Origin of the sequence: Streptomyces sp. NPDC048211 (assembly GCF_043202315.1) — a bacterium.
GTDB lineage: Bacteria > Actinomycetota > Actinomycetes > Streptomycetales > Streptomycetaceae > Streptomyces.
Map to the genome: position 1 here is coordinate 315,055 of NZ_JBIDAD010000008.1, position 24,692 is coordinate 339,746.

Sequence of the window (24,692 nt, forward strand, 5' to 3'; positions counted from 1 at the left end):
GCATATGCACGCCAGCATCACTCGGGCCCCGTCCGCAGAGCCGTCCCACCCATGTGAGTGACGTACCCGGAACGGCAGTTGCGCGCAGCCGCTTCCGGAGCCCGCCCGACGGGCTCCGGAAGCGCGCCCCCCTTACTGCGGCAGCACCGGCAGCAGCTCCGGCAGGTGTCCGTCCGAGGCTGCGGCCGCCGTCACCCGCTCGGCCGGCACCTCCCCGTACAGCGTCGTCCGCGGCTTCGCCGGGCGGCCGGCGGCCGCGGCCACCGCGACCAGGTCCTGCACGGACTTGTACGAGCCGTAACTCGACCCCGCCATGCGGGAGATGGTCTCCTCCATCAGCGTGCCGCCCAGGTCGTTCGCGCCCGAGCGGAGCATCTCCGCCGCGCCCTCCGTGCCCAGCTTCACCCAGCTGGTCTGGATATTGGTGATGTGCGGGTGGAGCAGGAGGCGGGCCATGGCGATGACGGCCCGGTTGTCGCGGTCCGTGGGACCGGGGCGGGCGATGCCGGCCAGGTAGACGGGCGCGTTGGTGTGGATGAAGGGGAGCGTCACGAACTCCGTGAAACCGCCCGTCTCCTGCTGGAGGCGGGCCAGGGTCCGCAGGTGGCCCAGCCAGTGCCGGGGCTGGTCGACATGGCCGTACATCATGGTGGACGAGGAGCGCAGGCCCACCTCGTGGGCGGTCCTGATGACCTCCAGCCAGGTCGCGGTGGGCAGCTTGCCCTTGGTGAGGACCCAGCGGACCTCGTCGTCCAGGATCTCCGCCGCCGTGCCGGGGATGGAGTCGAGCCCGGCCTCCTTCGCGGCGACGAGCCAGTCCCGGATGGACATGCCGGTGCGGGTGGCGCCGTTGACGACCTCCATCGGCGAGAAGGCGTGGACGTGCATGCCGGGGACACGCTCCTTCACCGCCCGCGCGATGTCGAAGTACGCGGTGCCGGGCAGGTCCGGGTGGATGCCGCCCTGCATGCAGACCTCGACCGCGCCGACGTCCCACGCCTGCGCGGCCCGGTCGGCGACCTGGTCCAGGGAGAGGGTGTACGCGTCGGCGTCGGTGCGCCGCTGGGCGAAGGCGCAGAAGCGGCAGCCGGTGTAGCAGACGTTGGTGAAGTTGATGTTGCGCGTGACGATGTACGTGACGTCGTCGCCGACGACGTCACGGCGCAGGGCGTCCGCGATCCGGCACAGCTCGTCAAGCGCGAGCCCGTCCGCGTGCAGCAGGGTGAGCGCCTGGTCGTCCGTGAGCTTCGTCGGGTCGGCGGCGGCCTGGCTCAGGGCGCCCTTCACATCGGTGCCGATGCGGGAGGGGACCATGCCGGGCGCGGCCGCCTCGCGGAGCGCCTCCCAGTCCCCGTACACCTCGTCGAAGTCGTCGCGGCGGTCGCCGGTACGGCCTTCCGTGTCGATGGTGCGGTGCAGATCCGTGCGGCCGGAGGCGTTGAAGCCCTCGTCGGGCTCCTGCCACGGCAGTCCGACGGGGATCGCCCCCTCCTTCGCGAGCCCGGTCTCCGGGTCGGCGAGGGCGCGGACGTGCGGGAGCAGGCGGGGGTCCAGCCAGGGCTCGCCGCGCTGGATGAACTCCGGGTAGATGGTGAGGCGTTCGCGGAGCGCGAAGCCGGACTCGGCTGTCCGCGCGGCGAGGTCGTCGATGTGCGGCCACGGGCGCTCGGGGTTCACGTGGTCCGGGGTGAGCGGCGAGACGCCGCCCCAGTCGTCGATCCCGGCGCCGACGATCAGCGCGTACTCCGCGTCAACGAGGTTCGGCGGGGCCTGGATGCGGGCGGACGGGCCGAGGATGTGGCGGGCGACGGCGATGGCCGCGGCCAGCTCCTCCAGCTCCGCGTCCGGCATGGCGCGCATCGCCGTGTCGGGCTTGGCGCGGAAGTTCTGGACGATGACTTCCTGGATGCCGTGGTAGGCGCGGGCGGTCCTGCGCAGCTCGAAGAGGGAGTCGGCACGCTCCTCGTACGACTCGCCGATCCCGATGAGGATGCCGGTGGTGAAGGGGACGTTGGACCGGCCCGCGTCCTCCAGGACCCGCAGCCGCACGGCCGGTTCCTTGTCCGGGGAGCCGTGGTGGGGGCCGCCGGGCTCGGACCACAGGCGGGTCGCGGTCGTCTCCAGCATCATGCCCATGGAGGGCGCGACCGGCTTGAGGCGCTGGAGGTCGGTCCAGGTCAGCACGCCCGGGTTGAGGTGCGGGAGGAGACCGGTCTCCTCCAGGACGCGGATCGCCATGGCGCGTACGTACGCGAGGGTGTCGTCGTACCCCTCGGCCTCCAGCCACTCCCGGGCCTCGGGCCAGCGGTCCTCGGGCCGGTCGCCGAGGGTGAACAGCGCTTCCTTGCAGCCCATCCGCGCACCCTCGCGGGCGATGTCGAGGACCTCGTCCGGCGACAGGAACATGCCGTGGCCCTCGCGCCGCAGCTTGCCGGGGACGGTGACGAAGGTGCAGTAGTGGCACTTGTCCCGGCACAGCCGGGTCAGCGGGATGAAGACCTTGCGGGAGTACGTGATGACGCCGGGCCGGCCCGCCGCCTCCAGGCCCACGTCCCGCACCCGGGCGGCGGAGGCGGCGAGATCCGTCAGATCGTCGCCGCGCGCCTGGAGCAGGACGGCGGCCTCGGCCACGTCGAGGGCGACACCGTCTCTGGCACGCTTGAGGGCACGTCGCATGGAGTTGGTGGTGGGGCGTCCGCGCTGAGGATCGGTCATGAACCGAGCATACGAGCGAGTAGCCGACCGGTGACCGGCCGGATCTCCCGCAGGTCACCCCCGCCCCTGCCGCCCCGGCCGCGCGGCGGCCCGCTCCCCGCAGGCTCGGCCCGTAGGCTCGGCACGGTGATGGAAACGATCGTCTTCGACATCGGCGAGACACTCATCCGCGACGACCGCTACTGGGCGTCCTGGGCCAACTGGCTCGGCGTCCCGCCGCACACACTGAGTGCGCTGGTCGGGGCCGCGGTCGTCCAGGGGCGGGACAGCGCCGACGCGCTGACCATGCTGCGCCCCGACATGGACATCACCGAGGCCTCGATGGCGCGCACCGCCGCCGGGCGCGGTGAGCACCTGGACGAGTCGGACCTCTACCCGGACGTGCGGCCGGCGCTGGCGGAACTGCGGGGGCTGGGCGTACGGGTGGTGGTCGCGGGCAACGGGACGGCGCGGGCCGGGGAACTGCTGCGAGGGCTGGACCTGCCCGCGGACGTGGTCGTCACCTCGGACGAGTGGGGCGTCGCCAAGCCGGACCCGGAGTTCTTCGCCCGCGTCCTGGAGGTGTCCGGGTCGGACCCGCAGTCGACGCTGTACGTGGGCGACCACCCGGCCGGCGACCTGTTCCCGGCCAAGTCCTCGGGGCTGCTGGCGGCGCACATCCGGCGGGGGGCGTGCGGGTACTGGTGGGCGGATCACCCGGATGTGGTGGAGACGGCGGACTTCCGGATCAACGCGCTGACGGAGCTGCCGGCCCTCCTGGGCAAGGCGGCGGACGTGCCGGTGCCGCCGCGCCCGAGGCTGCTGCGGGTGCTGTAGCCGCGCCCCGCCGGCCACCGCGACCGGGGCCCCGCTGCCGGTACAGCAGCCACGCCGGGAGCGCCTCGTCCGGGCCCGTACGGACGGTGGGTCTGCCCGGAATCTGCCCTCGCGCACCTGTCGGACACCCTCTGCGGGGTGTTTCGTGGTGGGGTCCGTGCCGTCGGCGAAAGGCGTTCCGTTGTTGCACGAGCGAGGCTCCGAACGGGCCGACGGTAAACAGTCAGCGTCGCGGGTGCGAACCCCGACGGACCACGCCGGCATCATGGCGCTTCAGCGCAGCGTCGGAAACGCCGCGGTGCTGCACATGCTGCAACTGGCCGGCCACCAGGACGAACAGCACCAGCACGGCGCGGACTGCGGCCACCACGAGGTGCCTGCGGCGGGCACCCACGTACAGCGGTCCGCCGTCCACGAGGTACTGGCCGGATCGGGCAGGCCGCTCGGCACCCCGCTGCGCGAGGAGATGGAATCCCGGCTGGGCGCGGACTTCTCCGAGGTCCGCATCCACGAGGACAGCGCCGCCCGCGCCTCGGCCGCCGGGGTCGGGGCCCGCGCCTACACGTCCGGCAACCACGTCGTCATCGGTGACGGCGGCGGCGACAAGCACACGCTCGCGCACGAGCTCACCCACGTGATCCAGCAACGCCACGGGGCCGTCTCCGGCACCGACAACGGCAGCGGGCTGTCGATCAGCGACCCCGGCGACCGCTTCGAACGCGAGGCCGAGGCCAACGCCCGCCGCGCCATGTCGGGACCGGCGCCGGAGGTGCAGCGTGCGGTCCTGGACCAGGCCCCCGCAGGCGCGGGACGCGCCCGCTCTTCGGGCACCGCCGTCCAGCGCGCCGGCACGGGAGGCCACGCGCAGGGCGACCACGTGTTCAACGCTCTCGACGCCACGGCCGCACAGATCGCCGACGCACTCGCGGCACGCGCGGAGGCGTTCCGCAAGGGGCCGGAGCTCGACGACCTCACCAAGAAGGCCATCGCGAAGAACGCCAACCTCCGGACCGCGTTCAGTGCGAAGCTCGGTGCGTTGACGACGGCTGTCACCGCTCTGCGGGCGTCCGCGGTCCACGCCGGGAACCTCGGCCATCCCAACGACAGCAGCGTGGCTCACTACGCGTTCATCGCGACCCTGGCGGAGGACTCGGTCACGGGGCCGGACGCGAACGCGTCGACGTTCGGGGAGTTCTCCCGAGAGCTGAAGGGGCAGGCCGCAGCGGCAGGGTCGGCAGGCTGGGAACTCGGCGACCTGGCCGTCACGGCCCCGGGCTGGGGCACCCTGCTCGAAGCGAAGATCTTCGACCCGGACGCGGTGACGAAGATCAGGAACAGCCGCCTGGGAGGCGGTCAGGCCGGTGCCTTCAACACATGGCTCACGAACACCAAGGACGCGTACGGGATTCTGTACTTCCGGCTGATCACGGCCATGAGGGCACTGGACACCTTCATCCGGTGGACCACGTCGACCCAGAACAACATCTACAAGATCGAGGACGCCGGTCGCACCGACTGGGCCCGGGCCGACGCGGACACCTATGTGCCGCTCGCGCCGGAGCCCCAGTAGCCGCCGGCCGACCCACCCGGCCGAGCCGGCTGAGGAACAGCGCGGCGGCGCACGGCGGTGCGCCGCCGGTCCGCCGCCGCCGGTCCGCGCGTCGCGCCGTGTCCGCCCCCGGCGCGGCCGGCGCGTCGGGGGCGTCGGGGGCGGCTCCCTCAGAGGTACGGCCGCTGGGCCGACTTGGCGTTCACGTAGGCCTCGCGTGCGGCCCCGGTCTCCGGGGCGTCGGAGACCTCCGCGACCGGGACGTCCCACCAGGCCCCGGAGGACGGCCCGGGCACCAGCGGGTCGGTCTCGATGTGGATCACCGTGCACCGGTCGGAGGCCCTGGCCTCGGCAAGTGCCTCGCGGAGACGGGCGATGGAGGCGACGCACAGGACGTCCGCCCCCAGGCTCGCCGCGTTGGCCGCCAGGTCGACCGGCAGCGGGCCGCCCTCCAGCGCTCCGCTGTCCGCGTCGCGGTAGCGGTACCAGGTGCCGAAGCGTGGTGCGCCGACCGTCTCGGAGAGCGCCCCGATCGACGCGAAGCCGTGGTTCTGGACCAGGACGACGATGAGCTTGACCCCTTCGGCGACGGCCGTCACCAGCTCCTGCGCCATCATCAGGTAGGAGCCGTCGCCCACCATGACGAAGACCTCGCGCTCCGGGGCGGCGAGTTTCACGCCGAGCCCGCCGGCGATCTCGTAACCCATGCAGGAGTACCCGTACTCGACGTGGTACTGCTTCGGGTCCGCCGGCCGCCAGAGCCTGTGCAGGTCGCCCGGGAGCGATCCGGCCGCGCAGATCACCACACCGTCCTCGCCGGCCGCCTCGTTGACCGCTCCGACCACCTCGGACTGTGCGGGTTTCGGGGTGTGCCCCAGCCGGTGGGCGGCGTCCACGGCCGCGTCCCAGTCGCGGGTCAGCGCGCCGGTCCGTGCGCGGTGCTCCGGGGACACCTGCCAGTCGGCCAGTTCGGCGGTCAGCGCCTCCAGTGCGGTACGGGCGTCGGCGACCATCGCCAGTCCGGCGTGCTTGACGGCGTCGAAGCGGGCCACGTTGATGTTGAGGAACCGGACGCCGGGATCGGCGAACAGGGTGTGCGAGGCGGTGGTGAAGTCGCTGTAGCGGGTCCCGATGCCGATCACCAGGTCGGCCTCCCGGGCCAGTGCGTCGGCCGCCGTCGTGCCGGTGTGCCCGACGGCGCCCGCCGCGGACGGGTGGCCGTGCCGGAGAGCGCCCTTGCCGGCCTGTGTCTCGGCGACGGGGATGCCGGTGGCACGGGCGAAGGCGTCCAGCGCCTCGGTGGCGCCCGCGTAGACGACGCCGCCCCCGGCCACGACGAGCGGGCGGCGGGCGGCCCGGATCATCCGGACGGCGTCGGCCAGCACGTGGGCCTGCGGGGCCGGCCGGTCGATGCGCCACACCCGGGGCGCCAGGAACTCCTCGGGCCAGTCGTGGGCCTCCGCCTGCACGTCCTGGGGCAGCGCGAGCGTCACCGCGCCGGTGTCCACCGGGTCGGTGAGCGTACGCACAGCCGCCAGGGCGGCGCCGATCAGCTGCTCGGGACGGCTGATCCGGTCGAAGTACCGGGAGACGGGCCGGAAGACGTCGTTGACGCTCACGTCCCCCGCCCACGGCGCCTCCAGCTGCTGGAGCACCGGTTCGGCGACGCGCGTGGCGAAGGTGTCCCCCGGCAGGAGCAGCACCGGGAGCCGGTTGATGGTGGCCCCGGCGGCGGCCGTGACCATGTTGGTGGCGCCGGGGCCGACCGAGGAGGTGCAGGCGAACGTCGAGAGACGGTCGGTCATCCGCGCGTACGCGGCCGCCGTGTGCACCATGGCCTGTTCGTTGCGGGCCTGGTAGTACGTCAGGTCGCGGTTCTCCCACAGCGCCTGTCCCAGCCCCGCGAGGTTGCCGTGCCCGAAGATCCCGAAGCAGCCGGCGAACAGGCGACGGCTCTCCCCGTCCCGCTCGGTGTGCTGGGCGACCAGGAACCGCACCAGGGCCTGGGCGACGGTGAGCCGGATCATGATGCCCCTTCCGTGGGCGGTGTCCCGGAGGCGGCCGGAGCGGCGTCCCAGGTCTCGCGGATCCAGGCGTGTTCCGGATCGTCGGTGATCCGCCAGGCACGTTCGTCGTGCGGGCCCGCCATGACGTTGAGGTAGTACATGGGGTAGCCGGGCAGGGCCGCCGACGGGCCGTGCCAGCCGTCCGGCACCAGCACGACGTCGCCGGTGCGGACTTCGGCCGTCTCCCCGGCGCGGCCCGGCGGGCTGCCGCCGAGCCGGTGCTGGCCGAAGCCGCCGCGGCCGATCTCGAAGTAGTAGACCTCCTCCAGCTCCGACTCGGTCGCGGTGTGCTCGTCGTGCTTGTGCGGCGGATAGCTGGACCAGTTCCCGTCCGGGGTGAGGACCTCCACCACGATCAGGCGGTCGCACGCGAAGTCGTCGGCGCTGGCCAGGTTGTGGACCCGCCGCAGGCAGGAGCCCGAGCCGCGGGTCTCGACCGGTACCCCCTCGGCCGGTCCGCGGCGGAACGGCAGGTCCCGCAGGGCGGTGCCGCTCGCCAGCGCGAAGCGGCCGCCGCCGGGGCTGCTGAGGACGGCGTCGCTGCGGCGGGGGACGTAGGCGAAGTCGCTCACACCGTCGAAGACCCCTTTGCGCCCGGCCAGTTCGAACTCCTGCGGGCCGCGGCGTACGGAGCAGGAGCCGGACAGCGGGAGCACGATCACCTCGCGTTCCTGCGTACGGAACGGCTGCGAGCCGCCGGGGCCGAGTTCCAGCACCCGGAGTCCCGTGTGCCGCATGCCGGTGTCCACGGTCCAGGGGCCGTGTGCGGTGCTGCCCGCGGGCTGGTGGCCGTCCATGGCGTCTCCTCTCACAGCAGGCCGACGGCGGTGTCCACCGCTGCGGCCACGTCGTCGTCGGGCGGGTAGAGCAGCGACCGGCCGACGACCAGGCCGCGCACGGTGGGGAGGCGGAGCGCCTTCTCCCAGGAGGCGTACGTCTCGTCCGGGGTGCCCGGGGGATCTCCGCCGAGGAGCAGCGCGGGAAGCGTCGAGGCTTCCATCACCGCTTCCATGTGGTCGACCACGGGGACCTTCAGCCAGGTGTAGGCGGAGGTGCGGCCGAGGCCCTGGGCGATGGCCAGGGCCCGGACCATGGCTTCGGGGCGCAGGTCGTTGACCGCCCGGCCGTCCGGCCCGCGCCTGATCCAGAACGGTTCGACCAGGGCTGTCAGCCTGCGGTCCGCGAGCGCGGAGACGGCGTCGGCGCAGCCCGCCAGGGTGGCGGCGGTGGCGGCGTCGGCCGGATCGATGCGCAGGAGCATCTTCCCGGCGTCGAAGCCCATCTCCTCGATCGCGGCGGCGTCGTAGGCGGTGAACCGGTCGTCCATCTCGAAGACCGTCCCGGGTACGCCGCCGCGGTTCATGGAGCCGATGACGACCTTGTCCTCCAGGGCGCCGAGGAGCAGCAGATCCTCCAGTACGTCGGGGGTGCCGAGCACGCCGTCGACACCGGGGCGTTCCAGGGCGGTGAGCAGGCGGTCGAGCAGTCCGGCACGGTTCGCCATGGCGTCGGAGCGGCCGCGCACGGCGAGGACGCCGCGGGCCGGATGGTCGGCGGCCACCAGCATCAGCCGGCCGGAGGGCTGGATCATCGGGCGCCGGCTGCGGCGCCGGGCCGCCTCCAGGATCGCTTCGGGCCGCCGGGCCCGGGTCTCCGTCAGGGTCTGCAGCACTCCGTCACGCATGCGGTGCCGCTTCGTGGGAGGGGGTGTCTTCCATCATGTCCTCCACCTGTGGGGTCGTCGGCATGTCGGGGGCGCAGAAGAGCCGCCCCGCGACGTGGGCGCCTGCGGCGTTGGCGAAGCGGAGGGTCCTTTCGAGCGGCCAGCCCGCGAGCAGGCCGTGGCACAGGGCGCCGCCGAAGGCGTCGCCCGCTCCCAGGCCGTTGACGACGCGGACGGGGTGGGGGGCGACCACGACCCGCTCGGTGGCGGTGCGTGCCAGTACTCCTGCGGGTCCCTGTTTGACCACGGCCAGTTCGATGCCGGTGGCGAGCAGGGCGTCGGCCGCGGCGTCCGGGTCGCGTACGCCGACGGCCGCCTCGCACTCGTCGAGGTTGCCGACGGCCACGGTGGCTCCGGCGAGGGCGGCCCGCAGGGCGGGTCCTGCGGCCTGCGGGGAGGGCCAGAGTCCGGGCCGGTAGTCGAGGTCGAGCACGGTGATCCCGGACCGGTCGCGGGCGGTCAGGGCGGCGAGGTGGGCGGACGCGCTGGGTTCGGCGGAGAGCCCGGTGCCGGTGACCCACAGGAGTCCGGCCGCGCGCACCTCGTCCAGGTCCAGCTCCTCGGGGCTGATCCGGAGGTCCGGGGTGCCGGGCGGGCGGTAGAACCAGATGGGGAAGTCGTCGGGCGGGAAGACCTCGCAGAAGGTGACCGGGGTCGGGGGTCCGGCGACGGGAGGGACCCGGGCGGCGTCGACTCCGTAACGGCGCAGCTCGGCTCTGAGGTAGTCGCCGAAGGGGTCCTGTCCGGTGCGGCTGATCAGGGCGGTGCGGCGGCCGTGCCGGGCGGCGGCGACGGAGACGTTCGCGGCGCTGCCGCCCAGGTGTTTGCCGAAGGTCTCGACGTCGGCCAGGCCCACCCCCTGCTGGAGCGGGTAGAGGTCCACCCCGAGCCGCCCCATGACCAGGACCTCGGGCGCGGGCCCCGCGGCCGTCACGACGTCACCTCGGTCAGATGGGCCAGGGACGCCACGACATCGGCCAGCGGCCCCTCGCCCACGGCGGGTTCGGCGTCGAGCACGGTGTCCTGTTCGAGTACGTACCACCCGGTGTAGCCGGCCGCGTCGAGCGCTGTGGTGATCGCGGAGATGTCCACGTCACCGCGGCCGAGCGGCTGGTAGAGGCCGGTCCGGACGGCTTCCGTGTACGTGACGTCCCCGGCTCGGACCCGGGCGGCGAGCGCCGCGTCGACGTCCTTGAGGTGGACGTGGGCGATGCGGTCCGCGGCCCGGCGGGCCAGGGCCACGGGGTCGGTGCCGCCGGCCAGCAGGTGGCCGGTGTCCAGGCAGAGGGGGACGGAGCTGCCGGTGAGGACCCGTTCGACCTCGTCCGGGCCCTCGACCATCGTGCCGATGTGCGGGTGCAGGGTGGCGGTGACGCCCTCGGCGCCGGCGTGGGCGGCGATCCGGTCGAGGTTGGCCAGCAGGGCGTCCCATTCCCGGGCGGAGAGTTCCGGGCGGGCGTCGTAGCCGTCGGCCCCGGTGGCGGCGGCCAGGACCAGGGTCCGGGCGGACCCGAATCCGGCCAGGGCGCGCCGGACCTCGGGCAGCGGGTCGCGGCCGGGGTCGTGGAGGACCACGGGGACGAATCCGCCGACTGCGGCCAGGCCGTGACCGGCCAGCAGTCCGGCGCGGGCGTCCGGGTCCTGCGGCAGGAAGCCGTCGGGCCCGAACTCGGTGGCGGCCAGTCCTGCGGCGGCCATCTCCTCCAGCACCCGCTGCGGGGCCATCTGGTGTCCCCAGCCGGGGACTTCGCACACACCCCAGGAGATGGGGGCTCCGGCTACGCGGATCATCGGCCCGTCTCCTCTACTCGTACGGGACGGCCGGTGCGGCACGAACGGTCGGCGGCCTCGGCCACCAGCAGGGCGGCCAGCGCGTCGTCCCCCGTGCAGGGGCTGGGGCGGGCTCCCGCGGCGACCTCGGTGAAGGCGGTCAGCTCGGCGACGTACGCGTCGCGGAAGCGGCTGAGGAAACCGTCGTGGGAGACGGATCCGGGCTGCGGTCCGCCGTCGGCGAAGCGGAGGGGGGCGCGGGGGCCGAGGCCGGTGGCCAGGGTGCCGTGGGAGCCGGCCACCTCCATCCGTACGTCGTAACCGGCGCCGTTGTAACGGGTGGCGGTGCAGGCCACCAGGGTGCCGTCGTCGAGAGTGAGGACGGTGACCGCGGTGTCGACGTCCCCGGCGGCGGTGAAGCAGGAATCGCCCCGGTTGGCGCCGGTGGCGCTGACCTCGACGACCTCGCGGCCGGTCACCCAGCGCACGATGTCGAAGTCGTGGACCGCGCAGTCGCGGAAGATCCCGCCCGACGCGGGCAGGTATCCGGCCGGTGGCGGGGCCGGGTCCGCGGTGCAGGCCCGGACGGTGTGCAGCCAGCCCAGCTCACCGGCGGCGACGGCGTCGCGCAGGGCGGTGTAGCCGGCGTCGAACCGGCGCTGGAAGCCGACTTGGAGCGGGACGCCGGTGCCGTCGAGTTCGGCCAGCAGGGCGCGGGTCCCGGCGAGGGTGTCGGCGATCGGCTTCTCGCAGAAGACGGGCACTCCGGCGCCGGCCGCGGCGCGCACGAGGTCCGCGTGGGCGGCGGTGGGGGCGGCGACCACGACACCGTCCAGGCCGGAGTCCAGCAGGCCGTCGAGGTCGGGGGCGTGCTCGGCACCGATTTTGACGGCCAGTTCGTGCGCCTGGCGTTCGACGGCGTCATGGAGGACGACCCGCTTCACGGCGGGCAGTCCGATCAGGGTCTCGGCGTGGAACGTGCCGATCCGGCCGGTACCGATGAGTCCGATGCGCATGCGCGAATGCCTCCGGTTCGAGGAGGAGTGGATTCCTGTCTGATGCCTGCCCCTGATTTGTATCCTCGGCACTCACAACGAGTCAAGCATTTGTTCTGACATATATACGTACTGAGCTGGCGTCACGAGGTGCTGCATACTGAACGCCCGGCACCACGCGTCGAGGAGTCCCCATGGAATCGATCACCCGGCTCATAAGCATCGACCGCAGCAGTCCGGTGCCGCTGTACTTCCAGGTCGCGCAGCAGCTCCAACAGCTCATCGAATCGGGCACGTTGGCGCCCGGCACCCGGCTGGAGAACGAGATCGCCCTGGCGGACAAGTTCGGGCTCTCGCGCCCGACGATGCGTCAGGCCATGCAGTACCTCGTCGACAAGGGGCTCCTCGCCCGCAAGCGCGGGGTGGGCACCCAGGTCGTCAACAACCGGGTACGCAGGCAGGTCGAACTGACCAGCCTCTTCGACGACCTGAAGCGGGCCGACCGCCGGCCCCGCACCGAGGTGCTGTCCCTGCAGACCGCGCCCGCCGCGGGCCCCGTGGCGGCCGCGCTCGGAGTCGAGCCCGGCACACCCACCGTGGCACTGCGCAGGCTGCGTTACGCGAACGACGAGCCCATAGCCGTCATGCAGAACCACCTGCCGGCCGACCTGCTGCCCCTGACCGAGGACGACCTCACCGCACACGGCCTCTACGAACTGCTGCGGCGGGCCGGGGTCTCCCTGCGCACCGCCCGCCAGACCGTCGGGGCCCGCCGGGCCACGGCCGCCGAGGCCCGCCTGCTGGGCGAGGGCCGCGGCGCCACCCTGCTCACCATGGAACGTACGGTCCAGGGCGACGCGGGCCGCCCGGTGGAATTCGGCTCGCACCTCTACCGCGCGTCCCGGTACTCCTTCGAGATGACGCTGACCGCGTACTGAACGGCTCGGCGGGATGCCGACGAGCGGCAGCGGGCGCGTACCCGGCCCACGTCACTCACGCCCCACCGCCTCGACCCGTCGGGCCAGGGCCTCGTTCATCGCACGGAACTGCGGGAGCGTGGCGTCCCTCAACTGCCCCTCCACGAATGGCACGGCGACCCCGGTGAAGGACTCGCTCTGGGTGAGGCGGACCCGGCCGCCCTCGATCTCCTCGATCACGAACCGGTGCTCGCCGTCAGCGATCCAGCCGGGCCCCATCTTCCCGAGCCACCGCAGCTCCCGGCCCGGCTCCACGGTCAGGAGTTCCGGGGTGAAGACGGTGTCCCCCGTCCGGTCGTGCATCACGTTGCGCAGGGTCGCACCCTCTTCTAGACGCCCGCCCTCCGATGTCACCTTCGTCGAGGTCATGAACGGGTTCCACCGCGGATAGGCGGACAGGTCGGTCAGCACCTGCCAGACCTCGTCGGACGACGCCTCGATCTCGATGGAGGCGGTCAGCCGGACGGGGTGGGTGTTGGTCCACGCCGTGTACCCGCCGAGCAGGGCGACGAGGGCCGCCCCTGTTCCGAGGAGTACGCGGCGCCTGCGGCGCCGACGGGGAGCGGGAGCGGGAGTCGGGGGCGTATCGGTCGGCGTGGACGGTAAGGCGGTGGCCATCGTCGGACGTCCTCTCGTCAGGGGTTACGGGATCCGGGGCACGGCCCGCCTCAGGCGGTCGCGCCCCGCAGCGCACTGGTCACGAGCAGGTCGACATAGGCGGTGTCGAGAGGACGGCCCGTGATGAGCAGCCGGTAGTACAGGGCGCCGGCCAACTGGTCGAAGAGCACCTCGGGCTCGACACCCTCGCGCAACTCCCCCGCGTCCCTTGCCTGTTCGATGAGCCGGAGCACCAAGGCGTTGCGCCGGACGAACACGGCCTGCACGGCGGAGCCGATGTCCGCGTGACGCGCGGCGGCGGCGGCGACCTCGGCGACGAGCCCGGCGGACGCGTCGCCCGACGCGGCGGGGCGTCCGGCGAGCCGCATCCGGTCGAGGCCGTCGAGGATCGCTCCTAGGTAGCGCGTGAGATCGGCGCGCACGTCGCCCCGGTACTCGACGGAGACCTCGTCCTGCATCCGCGCCACGACTGCGACGACGAGGTGGTCCTTGGTGGGCCATCGCCGGTACAGGGTGGTCTTGGCGACCCCGGCCTTCACCGCCACTTCGTCGACCGAGAAGGCGTCGTAGCCGCGTGCGAGCAGCAGCTCCAGGGCCGCGCCGGTGATGCGGACGTCCGCCGCCTCACTGCGCGGCCGACCGCGCCGGACTGCCGGTTCCACGGACCCACCCCTTATCGCTACGACCGTTTCGTAAAACGAAGGTAGCGCCGAACGAGTCATTACGCAACGGTGGTAGCGAATATACTCAGCCGAGATTCCCGTACAGAACAGCGAAGCTCCCCCACACTGCGACGGGTCCGCGGCGGCCGCTACCGCGTGATGTAAGAGATCCGGGACGCACGAGTCACCGTGATCGTGATTCACGCGGGTCGCGTCGGTTGACCTCCGCCCCCGGACACGCGGGGCCCGTCAGCCGAGGAAGAGCGGCAGGCGCGCGGCCAGGACGCCGATTTCGGCCGTCTCCGCCTCGGTCGGGGCCCGTCGCCCGGTGCCGATGAGCAAGGCATCCCGGTCGGAGAGCGAGGCGGGGAACGCCGCCCCGGCGATCGACTCCAGGAGCGCACGCGAGCGGGCGAGGCCGTCCGGCGGCGGGTCCACCGCGTCCGGGAGGTGCGCGATCAGGTCGAGGTGGTGCAGCGTCCACTCCAGGACGTACGTGGTGAGGTACTCGGCGACCGTGAACACCTCGTCGCGGGTGCCGACCCGGGCCGCGGGATCCGCGAGACCGGCAGCCCGGCTTGCGGCCGAACCCACGTCGTCCAGATGGAACTTGAGCAGCCACGGCTCCTCGTACGCCGCCGCGAGACGCACGGTCAGCGCGTCGAGCGGGTCGTCACCGGTCGGCGGCGTGCCGGAGACCTCCCAATAGGTCACCGCGTCCCGGGTCGGCTCCGAAGAGGCGGGCGTGGCGAGGGTGATCAGGACGTCCTGGGCGTCGATGACCAGGTGACACACCAGGTCTCGTACGAGCCAGCCGGTGCAGCCGGAAGGGCGGGCGAAGTCCTCGTCCGGGACTTCGGCGACCGCTGCGCGCAGCGCTGTCCATGAGCGGGAGAAGAGATCCATCGCCGCAAGCTAGCAGCGCCCGGCTCCGACGCCCCCAACCCGCCCGCCCGACCTCGTACCAGCCCTGACCGAACCCTTCCGGCGCGGCACCGAGGACGCGCGAGCGGCAGTGCTTACGGTTTGTGGGTGACCCAGAGCATTTCCGCCGGCCAGCGGTGTGCCCAGTCGGGCGGATCGGTCTGGTTGTAGCCGTTGGCTGCCGCGGGTTCGGGCCGCGGCTCGATGAGGTCGTCGATGACGAGACCGGCACCGCGCAGGACCTTGATCCAGCCGCCGTAGGTGAGCTGATAGCTGACCGCGTCCTCACCTTCGGCGATGGCGTCCAGACCGAAGTAGTCCTGGTGCAGCGTCGTGGTCGCACGGCCGGCGGCTTCGTCGTAGCAGGCCTCGAACCAGGGGCTGGCGACGTTGAACACCAGGCGCCCACCGTGGCGCAGGATGCGTGCGGCCTCCGGGACCGCCAGGTGCGGGGGCGCCCAGCTGAGCCCGCCGTAGTCACAGAAGACCAGGTCGAAGCTGTCGGCGGCGAACGGGAGGTGTTCGGCGGCGCCTTGCACCAGCGGGTAGCGGGCCCCTCCCATCGCGCCGGCTGCCGCGGCGAGCTGGGCTTCGGACAGGTCGAGCCCGACCACGTCGGCGCCCTCCGCCGCGAGCACCCTGGACCACTGGCCTGCGCCGCAGCCGAGTTCGAGGACACGCTTGCCGGTGACGTCGCCCAGGGCGTTCAGGTGCGTGTCGGCAATGGCGTACGTACCCCACAGCCGGGGCGCCGCGCCGATCTGCGGGTCGTGTCTGTGCTGGTAGCCGCCGCTGATCCGGTTCCAGAACCGCCGATTGGCGGGAATGCTGTCCACGCGCCGACTCAAGCACTGACCGCCGGGGCGGTCAACACGATTGTGCTGCGCCCGGGACGGCTCCCCGGGTCACGGGTGTCCTGTCCGGCTGCCGACGCGCCGGGACGCGATGGGACACGCTCCCGCTGGGACAGCCCTTAGATATGAATGAGGATCTGTCGCAGGGGATGTCCGAGCGCCCCCGCCAGAGAGTCCAGCTCCCCGTCGGTCAGCCACGCCCGGTTCGGATACAGAACCTCGATCCTGAACCGCGCGAACCCCATCGGCCAGTCGTACACCAGATCGTTGAGCGACGTCTCGACATCGCAACAGGGGACGGTCACCATGAGCGTGGGAAAGCCCTCGTCGTAGCACTTCGAGACGGCATCGCCCCACCAGCCGAGTGCGCACTCCGCACCGCACCGCGGGCAGGAGACCCTCTCCAGGTTGGCGAAGCAGTGGACCACCTCGACGCTGTCGTGCCACTTGGCTTCCAGGCCGCGTCGGGCGTCCTCGTCCGGAAGCATCCCGGACAGCACCACGGCAGCACGATCCGCCGCATCCCTGCTGGGCTGCCAGTACGGATCGGCCGGAATCACCGTCAGGTAGTCGTCACTCATCGCCCGTCCCCACGCCCGCCGCGGCCCGCCTCCTCGGTCTCCGCCCCGTTCAGTCGGGCAGGACGAGAGGCTCCACACCCCGCCCGGCCTCCCGCCGCACGGAAACCTTCCGGTGCCGGATGCGCCAGCCCCGACCGGTCCGCACGAGCTGATCCTCATAGGTGAAGCTCGCCACCGACCCGTCCTGGTTCAGGGCGATGCCCTTCGACCACGCCCGGGCCCCCTCGCCGTCCTCGCGCGCGATCACATTGGTGACGTGGTGGGCGAGCGGGCCGTCGGAGCCGTGACGGTGCGCTGCCGCGATGTAGAGGTCGAGGCGTCGACCGGAGAGGCCGGGGGCCGGCAGGGGGGCGAGACCGAGAGCGGAGGCGTCCACCACGAGGTCGGCGGTGAACACCTCGTCGAACCGCTCATAGGCGCCCGCGTCGCACAGATGACCATGAAGTGCGATCACCTCGTGGATCTCCAGACGATCACTGCCGGTCAAGCTCATTTCCCCACCCCACTGTTGGTACGTACACACCCGTCCACCCACCCCGCGCTGCCGTGAGACAGCCCGGGGACACCCGCGATTCCGCACCAACGGAACGCGGAACACGCTGTACTTGGGCCGCTATCCGAAGACCTCCAGGATCAGCGGCAGGTCCTCCAGCCATTCCTGGAGACGGGCCCGCTTACGAGCGGCGATCAGGCACGGATACGCGGTACCGTCGTGGAACCTGACCGTGACGCTGAGGTGTTTCGGGCCCCAGGCCGCGTACTCGACCGTGCTGATCTGGGCCCAGGTGAACTGCACATCACCGGCCGCCGTGCCGAACTCGACGCCCACGGAGTCGATCAGAAGGTGACTGTCCGGGGCAACCGCGAGGAAGTCGAGGTCGTTCCCGGGACCGGGCGCCACATGCCCTCCAGGAGAGAACGCGGCGGCGAACGCGGGGGCGAACCCGGGTCCGAAACCGGGGCCGGGGGCGAACCCTGCCCCGGGAGCGGGGCCGAAGCCGGGAGCGGGGCCGAAGCCGGGGGTGTCACCGGTCGGCGACCGGTCCCACTGCATCGGAGTGGCGTTGGACGGTGCGTAGGAGGGCGGCGGGGGTACCGCCATCGTCGGGGGGTGCGCCGCGCCACTCGGCACGAACAGGTCCAACAGGCCTTCGGGTGTGGGCCGTTGCCCCGGCTCCTTGGCCAGGCACGACGCGACGACCGGCCGCAGCCCCTCAGGCAGCGCGGCCAGGTCCGGCGTCTCGTGCACCGACCGATACATCAGCCCCATCGGCGTACCCGCCCCGAACGCGCTGCCGCCCGCCGCCGCGACGAGCACCGCGCCGAGCGCGAACACATCGGCCGCGCCCCCGACTTCCTGCCCCTGCGCCTGCTCGGGCGCCAGGAACCCCGGCGTGCCGAAGGCCATGCCGGTGGCCGTCAGACGGGTCGACTCCAGCGCCCGCGCGATACCGAAGTCCAGGACCCGTGGCCCGTCCGAGGCCATGATGATGTTCCCCGGCTTCAGATCACGGTGCACCAGGCCGCAGCGGTGGATCGCCGCCAGCGCTTCGGCAAGGGCCGCGCCCAGCTGCCGTAGCCGCGCCTCGCCCATCGGCCCCTCGGCTTCGACCAGCGCGGAGAGCGTGGGCCCGGGAACGTAAGCCGTGGCCAGCCAGGGCGCCGCCGCATCCGGGTCAGCGTCCACCACCTGCGCCGTGTGGAAGCCGCCGACGCGGCGCGCGGCCTCGACCTCGGCGCGGAACCGCTCCCGGAAGTGCGGGTCGGTCGCGAGCTCCGAGCGCGCCACCTTCACGGCCACCGCACGCCCGCCGCGCGAGCGCGCCAGATAGACGACGCCCATCCCGCCGGCGCCCAGCTCCCGCTCCACGGCGTAGCCGCCGACACTCTCCGGCAGGCCCCCGCCGTCCGCCCCGTACCCCATGCGCCGTACGCCTCCCCCTGTGCATCAGCGCCTCAGTATGACGCAGGCCCTGGGGGCAGGGGGCAGGGGACCGCAGGCCCGGAACCGGTCAGGGGCGGGCGCCTGCGCGCCCCTGCGTCCCCTGGCTCAGGGGGCCTCTCCCGAACGCTCCAGGTCGAGCGCGACCGTACGCACCGCATCGACGATCGGCAGCAGTTTGCGGCCGAGGGGAGTGAGGTCGTACACCGTCGACTGCTTGCTCATCGACTCGGCGACCCGGCTGACGATGCCGGCCTCCTCCAGCTTGCGCAGGCGATTGGTGAGGGTCACCGCGTTGACCTTCGGGACGGCCCGCTGAAGTTCGTTGAAGCGCATCTCCGACTTCTGCAGCGTCATCACGATCGCCAGCGTCCACAGGTCACCGACGACCGACAGGATCTGCATGCAGCGCGCGGTCTGGGGGTCCTCCGTCTGATCCATGATGCCGCCCAGTCTAGGACGCGTGCTATCTTCACTGGTAAATTTTCTTTAGTGGTTTGTCGTGAGGAAGGTGTCACCCGCCATGAGAATCACGATCTTCGGCGCGACCGGACGCATGGGGCAGCTGCTGGTCCAGCAGGCCCTCGACGCGGGCCACGCGGTCACCGCCTACGCCCGCACCCCCGCCAAGCTCCGCCTCACCCACCCGGACCTCACCGTCGTCGCCGGACAGCTCGACGACGACGAGGCGATCCTCGAAGCCGTACGCACCGCCGACGCCGTCATCGAGGGCGTCGGCTCCGAGAGCGCCGCGACCCGCAGGATCATCGCCGCCATGGAAACCGCCGGCGTCAAACGGTTCGTGGTCGTGTCCACGTGCAGCGTGCCGGACCCGGCCGACCGGCCGGACCTCAAGTTCAAAGCCCTCGTCCGCATGGTCAGGACCGCCGCGCCCCGCCCGTACGCCGAAGTGCGCTCAGCGGCGGAGGCGGTACGCGCCAGCAAGCTGGACTGGACGCTGGTCCGCGTGGCCAAGCTCAACGACAAGCCCGCCACCGGAGACATCAAGGTCGGGCACTACGGACACGGGGTCGTGGACCTCTCCCTCGGCCGCGCCGACATGGCGGCCTTCCTCCTCAGCCAAGTGACCGACGAGACGTACGTGCGCGACGCCCCGGCCATCAGCAACTGACCACACCCGACCGCCTCGGCGCGGCGGCACGCTGGCGGAGTGGGGAGAGGAAGGGGCGGCCACAGGCAGCGGTGACCGGGCATTGCCGGGCCGTGCGCGTAACAAACCTCTCCCAACTCCGCTCCGTAGACCTGGGGTTCCCACGGTCTACGGCGCGCAACGCCCGCGCGGCATTCCGCCCACACCGTCTTCCCGACCACGCGCTCGGCCACGCCCCACTTCGCCGCCAGCGCCTCGACCAGGTGCAGGCCGTGGCCCGCCTCCGCGTCGACGCCCTGACCGACCGCGAGGAACACCCCGCCCTCGACGGCACGTTCACCTTGAATCTCCAGGCCCCCCACGTCGACGTGGCCCCCGCTGCCTGGTCCGCCTTCGTCGCCTACGCCTGCCGGGGCTGATCCCGGGGCCGGCCCGGGACACCGGAGCGCCCTGAAAGCGCCGGCGGGGTGCGCTGCGCGGCCAACTCCCGTCCGGCATGCCACCGCATCGGCGGATTGATCATTCCCCGCGGAGGCCCCGGCCGCCACCGGACGGCTTTTCGTACGGGTCCGGCTCTCCGCGGGGCCGCACGCCGGTCACCACGACATCGAGCAGGTGACCGATCTGTTTCGCCCGTTCCCGGGCACCCTCGGTGGCTACCGCGATGCCGTTGGCCAGGGTGAGCAGATCCGAGATCGTGAGATCGCTCCGGGCCGCGCCCTCCTGCTGTGCCTGTCGCAGGAGCTCCCCGCCCGCCGCACGCACCTCGTCGTGACGGGCCTCCACGTGTGTCCCGGACTCGGCCGGCTCCTCGGAGAGCAGCGCGGCAAGGCCACGGAACGTGCAGTTGTGCTCCACGACTTCCCGCATCCACAGGTCAAGGGCCCGCCCTGGTCCGAACTCGTCCGAGAGCCCACGTGCTCGCGCGCAGAGGGCCCCGACCCGCTCGTCCATCACCGCAGCGGCAAGTGCGTGTCTCCCCCGGAAGTGGCGGTGCAGCGTCGCCGAGCCGACGCCCGCATGCCCGGCAATCCGCTCCAGCGAAACCAACACACCTTCCTGCGCGAAGAGTTGACCGGCTGATGCCATGATCCGCTCGCGGCTGATCCGGGCATCGGCACGCACGTGCCGATCGGCACCCGCGCGCACCTCGTCGTCTGGCTGCATTCGTTCCCGTCTTCTCACTAAATGGGGTCTGACCCCGTTTACTGTGGCATGGTGAGGCGCCAGGCTCCTGCCGATCGAAAGGTTCGATGCCCGATGCCCGATGCCCTTGGTGATCGCGACAAGCTTGTCGGCGGCTTCGTGGAACGCCCGTCGCTGGATCGGTATGCCACCGCTTTCTCCGAGCACTTCGCCATCCAACGGGACGCGGGAGTCATCGAGATCCGTATGCACACTGCGGGCCGATCGGCCGTCCTTTCGCGTGCGCTGCTGAACGCCTGGGGGCGCGTGCTCACGGAGGCCGGCGCGGACCCGGACAACGAGGTCGTGATCATCACGGGCACGGACGGACACTGGATGGCCGGGGTGGACCACCGGTCGTTCGCGCAACCGTTGTCGCAGTGGTCCAGCGACATGCTGTACGAGCAGTACGCAGACGGGGTACGGCTGCTTGAGGGCCTGGTTCTCCACGTCGACGTACCGACCATCGGTGTCCTGAACGGGCCCGGACCGCGACAGGAACTGGCCTTGATGTGCGACATCACCCTGTGCGCCGACGACGTGGTGATCGCGGACGGGAACTTCGCCGCAGGTTCGGTGCCCGGCGACGGCATGCACCTGGCGCTGGAGGAGCTGATCGGCACCAAGCGTGCCGCCCACCTCGCCTACACGGGCAAGGGGATCGACTCCGCGACCGCGCTGCGATGGGGGCTGGTCAACGAGGTGCTCCCGAGGGAACAGCTGATGGACCGGGCCCGCCGAATCGCGGAGACGGTCATGGCTGCGCCTCGTACATCCCGTCGACTCACCCATGCGGTCGTCAGCCGCCCGTGGCGGCGCAGGATCTCCGAGGATCTGCGTGGCCTGTATGCGCGTCAACTTCTGGCCGGCAGTGGCCATTAGCGCCGCCGCGAACTCACCCGGCCATCCGGACACCCGGCACACTCCAAGGAGCCCCCAGCGACCATGAACATCGACTCCGTAATTGCGCGCCAGCGTGTTGACGACCTGGATGCAGCCATCCCCTTCTACGAGAAGTTGACTGGCCTGACGGCCGCCCGCTTCGCCTTCGCCGGGGTGACTCTGGCTGCCATCGGCCCCTTCCTGCTGTTCAGCGGGCCCGACGAGGCGGTGCAACAGATCGCCGGAGTCGCGGCGACTCTGGCGGTCGTCGACCTGGAGGCGGCAGTCGACGAAGCCGTAACGGCCGGGGCCGCCGTGCTGAGACCGGCCCAGCCCACCCCCAACGGCCATCGCGCGGTGCTCCGCCACCCCCACGGGGGCGTGTACGAGTACGTCGGCCCCTGAGTGACCCGTCACGCCCTGGCTGCCCAGTACGCCTGCCGGGCCTGCCGGGCCTGCCGGGCCTGCCGGGCCTGCCCCCGGATCGTGCGCCACCGGGTCGCGGGAATCCACGACGCGGTACCCACATCGTGGATTTCCGCGTCCCGGTGCGCCGCGACGTAAAGGCTTTTAAAGGCTCTTGGAAGAGAACTGAATACCCACCCAACCCGCCCGGCGTCCTCGTCACCCGCACGGGTGAGGTTCGCCAACTGAGCTGGATTTGCCCCCGGTTGCGTGGCATATGCTCGCCGCACCAAACTTCAGACCTCTGACGGCCCCCGCCGGGACGACAATCCCGAGCGGGGGCCTGACCAACACGGAAGTGAACCCCTTCCTGATGGCTACCTCGCAGGTTATCGCGGCCCCCTATGTCCCGCCCTCTGGCGTCGAACATGTCAACGTCCGCCACACCGAACGCTTCACCGTCGTGGGCAATCACCTCAGTCAGCACCCCGAACTCTCCCTCGCCGCCCGGGGCCTGGCCCTCCACATCCAGTCGCTGCCGCCCGGCGCCAAGATCGGCATCAAGACCCTCGCCGCCCGCCTGCCCGCCGACAGCGAGCACCGCATCGCCGGGGCCCTGCGGGAGCTGGAGCAGCACGGCTACTTGAAGCGCACCCGGGTGCGCTCGCCGGAGGGGAAGGTCTACACGCGCACCGTCTCGTACAACCACCCGGACCCTGCCGCCCTCGCCAAGGCGCAGACGCAGACGCAGACGGTCAAGCCGCGCAAGCCCCGCCCGGCCCCGGCACCGGCACCGGCACCGGCACCGGCACCCGAGCCCACCCCCGCGCCGTCCCCGGCGCACCCCGCGCCCCTCCCCCGCGTCCCCGCGCCCACCGCCAAGAAGCCCCCGCGCCCACCGCTGCCCCAGCCGGTCAATCCCCGGCCGCAGCTGCTCCAGGCTGCCGCGCTCCTCCTCGTCGGGCTACAGAACCAGGACGCCGAACTCGTCCTGACCGAGGAGCAGATCGACTTCCTCGCTCCCGGTGTGGCGGCATGGTTCGAGCGCGACGCCTCGCCCGCCGCCGTACGCAAAGCGCTCACCGCGGACCTGCCCAGGCCCGTACGGTTCCCGGCACAGCTGGTGAGGCACCGGCTCACGGTCTCCCTGCCGTCCGGGCGCTCCCTGCCTGCCGCGTTCCGCCCGGTGCCGATGCAGAACTGCGACGGCTGCGACCGGGCGTTCAGGGCTCCGGAGCCGGGCAGCTGCGACGAGTGCGCAGGGGCCACGGACACGTACCCGCTGAACAGCTGCGGTTGAATGGGCCGGTGAACGAGACCGCAGCGCTCCACAGACGGTGCGCTCGGCTTCGCCCCACTGCCCCTTCTCCGGGCCCTGCATGAGGCCCTGGCCGCCACAGGCTGCACGGCGCTGCCCGAGCTGGACCGGCCGCAGGTGGCCTACCAGGTGACCGGTGTCAGCGGCGACCTGTGCACGCCCGCCCTTCCCTGGGGCGACATGGATGTCACGCCCTGCCTCGCCCGGGCCCTGCGCACCTGTGACCCGGCTGGGTTCGACATCCAGTACGTCGAGTTGGACGACCTGATCCGTATGCGGCACGCCCTCGGCCGCCCCAAGGATCTCCGTCGCGCGGCCGAACTTGAGGCCTTGCGCCCCTGAGAAGCGCACACGCAGCGGCCTCGGGGCGGGGCCTCCTGCGGGGTCACCCCTCCGGGACGTACCGGACGCCCGCGAGAGGCGCGGTGGGCTGTGCGCCGAACTTCTCCGCGACGGTGCCCTCGGTGCCGTGGTGCACCACCTGGAGGGCGACATGGGTGTCCCATTCGCGCAGGTCGAGCCGCACGCGGGGGGAGCCGCCCTCGGACTTCATGTTCACGATCAACTCGTCCGGGTATCCGGCACGGTTGAGTGCGGTCCGCACCTCGGCGGCGTCCTCGCCCGTGCCCTTGAGGGCGGTGGTGACGTGCGCGGCGAACTTGTCCGCGTAGCAGATCTCGGGCTTGGTGAGCGGGACCGGCTCCAGAAGGCTCCCGTCGGGCACGGGCGGCGCGGAGTCCTCGGTGACGGGCGGATCGGCGGGCACGGGAAGGCGGTCGCCGGGATCACCCGTGGGCTTGATGGAGGGGTCTTCTTCGGGAACGGTGGGGATCTCGCCGGGGCCGAGGACCTTGTCGGTCTTGCTGTCGTCCAGCGGCGGGCAGTCGGCGGTAAGCCCGAGGGACAGCCTCATGAAATCGACCACCGGTTCGCCGGAGCCCTCGCCCTCGGACGCCGGGGCGACCCTGTCGGTCTTCATGGCGGCGGCCTGGGGCGTGCTGGAGCAGGCGGTGAGAGTGAGTGCGCCCAGAGCGAGGGTGGCTGCGGCGTGCGCTATTCGAGGCATGTCGTCAACGTAGAGTCGCGCGCCGCCACAGCCATGAGTACGTGTACTCACCTCGAAGCCGGGCCCCGTACGGGGGCGTTCGCCGACTGGGGCTTTCGCGGGGGCATCTGCTCGCGGTCGGTGCCTGCCGCCCGAGACGGGGTCGGCAGTGTTGTCAGTGGCCTGCGGCATGATGCTGGGCACGTGACGGCCTGCCTGGCAGAGGCTTTGAGCCGTGCTCGACGAGGGGAGTGCTGTGCATAGGCCGGTCGCAGGTGAGGTGTGCGTCCACGATCGCCAGATCTACGTCGAGAGCGATCCTGGCGGCGTCAGACCTGACCTCGCCAAGGCGCTCACCCACCAGATCGGGGGGCTGTGCGGCGCTGCGGCACCAGGTGTGATCGTCCTGTCCACCGGGCTGTACGCGGGCGACGTCGGCTTTGTCGTGGAAGTCCACGAAACGGCACCTGCGCTGGACCCGGTCTGGGATGACGTGATGGAGGTGTCCTACCGCCCCGCGTCGGAACGCACACGGCTGGTACAGGGGGACGCCG

At 72.0% G+C, this 24,692-nt stretch carries 26 protein-coding genes; 9 read left to right on the forward strand and 17 right to left on the reverse strand.

What is annotated here, in order from left to right; genetic code table 11:
- Positions 1–132 precede the first annotated feature (132 nt).
- A complete protein-coding gene (locus ACGFZA_RS28240; protein WP_393682733.1) occupies positions 133–2,715 on the reverse strand; it encodes a bifunctional FO biosynthesis protein CofGH in 2,583 nt (860 codons plus the stop codon).
- A gap of 129 nt (positions 2,716–2,844) precedes the next feature.
- Here ACGFZA_RS28240 and ACGFZA_RS28245 point away from each other — a divergent pair, with 129 nt between their 5' ends.
- Positions 2,845–3,531, forward strand: a complete 687-nt coding sequence (locus ACGFZA_RS28245) for an HAD family hydrolase (protein ID WP_385279131.1) — start codon at positions 2,845–2,847, stop codon at positions 3,529–3,531.
- A gap of 265 nt (positions 3,532–3,796) precedes the next feature.
- A complete protein-coding gene (locus ACGFZA_RS28250; RefSeq protein ID WP_393682735.1) occupies positions 3,797–5,101 on the forward strand; it encodes a DUF4157 domain-containing protein in 1,305 nt (434 codons plus the stop codon).
- 149 nt (positions 5,102–5,250) lie between these two features.
- Here ACGFZA_RS28250 and iolD read toward each other — a convergent pair whose 3' ends face one another.
- From iolD to ACGFZA_RS28280, 6 genes are read right to left on the reverse strand one after another with little or no spacing between them, the layout of a single operon-like run.
- Entirely contained in the window at positions 5,251–7,107 is a 1,857-nt protein-coding gene (gene iolD / locus ACGFZA_RS28255; RefSeq protein ID WP_393682737.1) for a 3D-(3,5/4)-trihydroxycyclohexane-1,2-dione acylhydrolase (decyclizing), read from the reverse strand.
- On the reverse strand, positions 7,104–7,943 hold the full coding sequence (gene iolB / locus ACGFZA_RS28260) for a 5-deoxy-glucuronate isomerase (RefSeq protein ID WP_393682739.1): 840 nt from the start codon (positions 7,941–7,943) through the stop codon (positions 7,104–7,106). The genes iolD and iolB overlap by 4 nt, the downstream gene beginning before the upstream one ends.
- A gap of 11 nt (positions 7,944–7,954) precedes the next feature.
- A complete protein-coding gene (locus tag ACGFZA_RS28265; RefSeq protein WP_393682741.1) occupies positions 7,955–8,830 on the reverse strand; it encodes a deoxyribose-phosphate aldolase in 876 nt (291 codons plus the stop codon).
- Positions 8,823–9,767: a 5-dehydro-2-deoxygluconokinase gene (gene iolC / locus ACGFZA_RS28270; RefSeq protein ID WP_385279133.1), complete on the reverse strand. Its 945-nt coding sequence runs from the start codon at positions 9,765–9,767 to the stop codon at positions 8,823–8,825. Before iolC ends, ACGFZA_RS28265 begins: the two co-directional genes overlap by 8 nt.
- 32 nt (positions 9,768–9,799) lie before the next feature.
- A complete protein-coding gene (locus ACGFZA_RS28275) occupies positions 9,800–10,657 on the reverse strand; it encodes a TIM barrel protein (RefSeq protein ID WP_385279135.1) in 858 nt (285 codons plus the stop codon).
- Positions 10,657–11,655, reverse strand: a complete 999-nt coding sequence (locus tag ACGFZA_RS28280; protein ID WP_393682743.1) for a Gfo/Idh/MocA family oxidoreductase — start codon at positions 11,653–11,655, stop codon at positions 10,657–10,659. The genes ACGFZA_RS28275 and ACGFZA_RS28280 overlap by 1 nt, the downstream gene beginning before the upstream one ends.
- A 173-nt stretch (positions 11,656–11,828) precedes the next feature.
- Here ACGFZA_RS28280 and ACGFZA_RS28285 point away from each other — a divergent pair, with 173 nt between their 5' ends.
- A complete protein-coding gene (locus ACGFZA_RS28285) occupies positions 11,829–12,572 on the forward strand; it encodes a GntR family transcriptional regulator (RefSeq protein ID WP_393682745.1) in 744 nt (247 codons plus the stop codon).
- A 51-nt stretch (positions 12,573–12,623) separates the two neighbouring features.
- On the opposite strand, the gene ACGFZA_RS28290 is transcribed toward ACGFZA_RS28285, so the two are convergent.
- From ACGFZA_RS28290 to ACGFZA_RS28325, 8 genes are all read right to left on the reverse strand, one after another.
- A complete protein-coding gene (locus tag ACGFZA_RS28290) occupies positions 12,624–13,229 on the reverse strand; it encodes an SRPBCC family protein (protein WP_393682747.1) in 606 nt (201 codons plus the stop codon).
- 50 nt (positions 13,230–13,279) lie between these two features.
- On the reverse strand, positions 13,280–13,891 hold the full coding sequence (locus ACGFZA_RS28295; RefSeq protein WP_393682749.1) for a TetR/AcrR family transcriptional regulator: 612 nt from the start codon (positions 13,889–13,891) through the stop codon (positions 13,280–13,282).
- Between the two features lie 249 nt (positions 13,892–14,140).
- Positions 14,141–14,797: a maleylpyruvate isomerase N-terminal domain-containing protein gene (locus ACGFZA_RS28300; RefSeq protein WP_393682751.1), complete on the reverse strand. Its 657-nt coding sequence runs from the start codon at positions 14,795–14,797 to the stop codon at positions 14,141–14,143.
- A gap of 113 nt (positions 14,798–14,910) precedes the next feature.
- A complete protein-coding gene (locus tag ACGFZA_RS28305) occupies positions 14,911–15,651 on the reverse strand; it encodes a class I SAM-dependent methyltransferase (RefSeq protein WP_393682753.1) in 741 nt (246 codons plus the stop codon).
- A 137-nt stretch (positions 15,652–15,788) separates the two neighbouring features.
- Complete coding sequence (locus tag ACGFZA_RS28310) at positions 15,789–16,250, reverse strand: hypothetical protein (protein WP_393682755.1); 462 nt, start codon at positions 16,248–16,250, stop codon at positions 15,789–15,791.
- 49 nt (positions 16,251–16,299) lie between these two features.
- Positions 16,300–16,743: a nuclear transport factor 2 family protein gene (locus tag ACGFZA_RS28315; protein ID WP_393682757.1), complete on the reverse strand. Its 444-nt coding sequence runs from the start codon at positions 16,741–16,743 to the stop codon at positions 16,300–16,302.
- Positions 16,744–16,863: 120 nt separating this feature from the next.
- The gene (locus ACGFZA_RS28320) at positions 16,864–18,174 is read right to left on the reverse strand and encodes a serine/threonine-protein kinase (RefSeq protein WP_393682759.1); all 1,311 of its coding nucleotides are present in this window, start codon (positions 18,172–18,174) and stop codon (positions 16,864–16,866) included.
- Positions 18,175–18,300: 126 nt separating this feature from the next.
- Positions 18,301–18,633, reverse strand: a complete 333-nt coding sequence (locus ACGFZA_RS28325; protein ID WP_393682761.1) for a winged helix-turn-helix transcriptional regulator — start codon at positions 18,631–18,633, stop codon at positions 18,301–18,303.
- Positions 18,634–18,715: 82 nt separating this feature from the next.
- Between ACGFZA_RS28325 and ACGFZA_RS28330 the strand changes: the two genes are divergently transcribed.
- Both ACGFZA_RS28330 and ACGFZA_RS28335 read left to right on the forward strand, forming a co-directional pair.
- Positions 18,716–19,324 carry an NAD(P)-dependent oxidoreductase gene (locus ACGFZA_RS28330; RefSeq protein ID WP_393682763.1) on the forward strand — a complete coding sequence of 203 codons (609 nt, stop codon included), beginning with the start codon at positions 18,716–18,718 and terminating at the stop codon, positions 19,322–19,324.
- Between the two features lie 251 nt (positions 19,325–19,575).
- Complete coding sequence (locus tag ACGFZA_RS28335) at positions 19,576–19,722, forward strand: hypothetical protein (RefSeq protein WP_393682765.1); 147 nt, start codon at positions 19,576–19,578, stop codon at positions 19,720–19,722.
- Positions 19,723–19,822: 100 nt separating this feature from the next.
- On the opposite strand, the gene ACGFZA_RS28340 is transcribed toward ACGFZA_RS28335, so the two are convergent.
- On the reverse strand, positions 19,823–20,470 hold the full coding sequence (locus ACGFZA_RS28340) for a TetR/AcrR family transcriptional regulator (protein ID WP_393682767.1): 648 nt from the start codon (positions 20,468–20,470) through the stop codon (positions 19,823–19,825).
- A gap of 93 nt (positions 20,471–20,563) precedes the next feature.
- Here ACGFZA_RS28340 and ACGFZA_RS28345 point away from each other — a divergent pair, with 93 nt between their 5' ends.
- From ACGFZA_RS28345 to ACGFZA_RS28360, 4 genes are all read left to right on the forward strand, one after another.
- Positions 20,564–21,370 (forward strand): enoyl-CoA hydratase/isomerase family protein, encoded by an 807-nt coding sequence (locus tag ACGFZA_RS28345; protein ID WP_393682769.1) that lies wholly within the window; start codon positions 20,564–20,566, stop codon positions 21,368–21,370.
- Between the two features lie 63 nt (positions 21,371–21,433).
- Complete coding sequence (locus ACGFZA_RS28350) at positions 21,434–21,775, forward strand: VOC family protein (protein ID WP_393682771.1); 342 nt, start codon at positions 21,434–21,436, stop codon at positions 21,773–21,775.
- A gap of 373 nt (positions 21,776–22,148) precedes the next feature.
- Entirely contained in the window at positions 22,149–23,075 is a 927-nt protein-coding gene (locus tag ACGFZA_RS28355) for a helix-turn-helix domain-containing protein (RefSeq protein ID WP_393682773.1), read from the forward strand.
- Between the two features lie 147 nt (positions 23,076–23,222).
- Entirely contained in the window at positions 23,223–23,435 is a 213-nt protein-coding gene (locus ACGFZA_RS28360; protein ID WP_393682775.1) for a hypothetical protein, read from the forward strand.
- Between the two features lie 43 nt (positions 23,436–23,478).
- Here ACGFZA_RS28360 and ACGFZA_RS28365 read toward each other — a convergent pair whose 3' ends face one another.
- Entirely contained in the window at positions 23,479–24,159 is a 681-nt protein-coding gene (locus ACGFZA_RS28365) for a hypothetical protein (protein ID WP_393682777.1), read from the reverse strand.
- Between the last annotated feature and the right edge of the window lie 533 nt (positions 24,160–24,692).

Bases quoted from the DNA above. Each gene is read 5' to 3' on its own strand.
- ACGFZA_RS28240 (WP_393682733.1), bottom strand. From the start codon at position 2,715: ATGACCGATCCTCAGCGCGGACGCCCCACCACCAACTCCATGCGACGT.
- ACGFZA_RS28245 (WP_385279131.1), top strand. From the start codon at position 2,845: ATGGAAACGATCGTCTTCGACATCGGCGAGACACTCATCCGCGACGAC.
- ACGFZA_RS28250 (WP_393682735.1), top strand. From the start codon at position 3,797: ATGGCGCTTCAGCGCAGCGTCGGAAACGCCGCGGTGCTGCACATGCTG.
- iolD (WP_393682737.1), bottom strand. From the start codon at position 7,107: ATGATCCGGCTCACCGTCGCCCAGGCCCTGGTGCGGTTCCTGGTCGCC.
- iolB (WP_393682739.1), bottom strand. From the start codon at position 7,943: ATGGACGGCCACCAGCCCGCGGGCAGCACCGCACACGGCCCCTGGACC.
- ACGFZA_RS28265 (WP_393682741.1), bottom strand. From the start codon at position 8,830: ATGCGTGACGGAGTGCTGCAGACCCTGACGGAGACCCGGGCCCGGCGG.
- iolC (WP_385279133.1), bottom strand. From the start codon at position 9,767: ATGGGGCGGCTCGGGGTGGACCTCTACCCGCTCCAGCAGGGGGTGGGC.
- ACGFZA_RS28280 (WP_393682743.1), bottom strand. From the start codon at position 11,655: ATGCGCATCGGACTCATCGGTACCGGCCGGATCGGCACGTTCCACGCC.
- ACGFZA_RS28285 (WP_393682745.1), top strand. From the start codon at position 11,829: ATGGAATCGATCACCCGGCTCATAAGCATCGACCGCAGCAGTCCGGTG.
- ACGFZA_RS28290 (WP_393682747.1), bottom strand. From the start codon at position 13,229: ATGGCCACCGCCTTACCGTCCACGCCGACCGATACGCCCCCGACTCCC.
- ACGFZA_RS28300 (WP_393682751.1), bottom strand. From the start codon at position 14,797: ATGGATCTCTTCTCCCGCTCATGGACAGCGCTGCGCGCAGCGGTCGCC.
- ACGFZA_RS28310 (WP_393682755.1), bottom strand. From the start codon at position 16,250: ATGAGTGACGACTACCTGACGGTGATTCCGGCCGATCCGTACTGGCAG.
- ACGFZA_RS28315 (WP_393682757.1), bottom strand. From the start codon at position 16,743: ATGAGCTTGACCGGCAGTGATCGTCTGGAGATCCACGAGGTGATCGCA.
- ACGFZA_RS28320 (WP_393682759.1), bottom strand. From the start codon at position 18,174: ATGGGGTACGGGGCGGACGGCGGGGGCCTGCCGGAGAGTGTCGGCGGC.
- ACGFZA_RS28325 (WP_393682761.1), bottom strand. From the start codon at position 18,633: ATGGATCAGACGGAGGACCCCCAGACCGCGCGCTGCATGCAGATCCTG.
- ACGFZA_RS28330 (WP_393682763.1), top strand. From the start codon at position 18,716: ATGAGAATCACGATCTTCGGCGCGACCGGACGCATGGGGCAGCTGCTG.
- ACGFZA_RS28340 (WP_393682767.1), bottom strand. From the start codon at position 20,470: ATGCAGCCAGACGACGAGGTGCGCGCGGGTGCCGATCGGCACGTGCGT.
- ACGFZA_RS28345 (WP_393682769.1), top strand. From the start codon at position 20,564: ATGCCCGATGCCCTTGGTGATCGCGACAAGCTTGTCGGCGGCTTCGTG.
- ACGFZA_RS28350 (WP_393682771.1), top strand. From the start codon at position 21,434: ATGAACATCGACTCCGTAATTGCGCGCCAGCGTGTTGACGACCTGGAT.
- ACGFZA_RS28355 (WP_393682773.1), top strand. From the start codon at position 22,149: ATGGCTACCTCGCAGGTTATCGCGGCCCCCTATGTCCCGCCCTCTGGC.
- ACGFZA_RS28365 (WP_393682777.1), bottom strand. From the start codon at position 24,159: ATGCCTCGAATAGCGCACGCCGCAGCCACCCTCGCTCTGGGCGCACTC.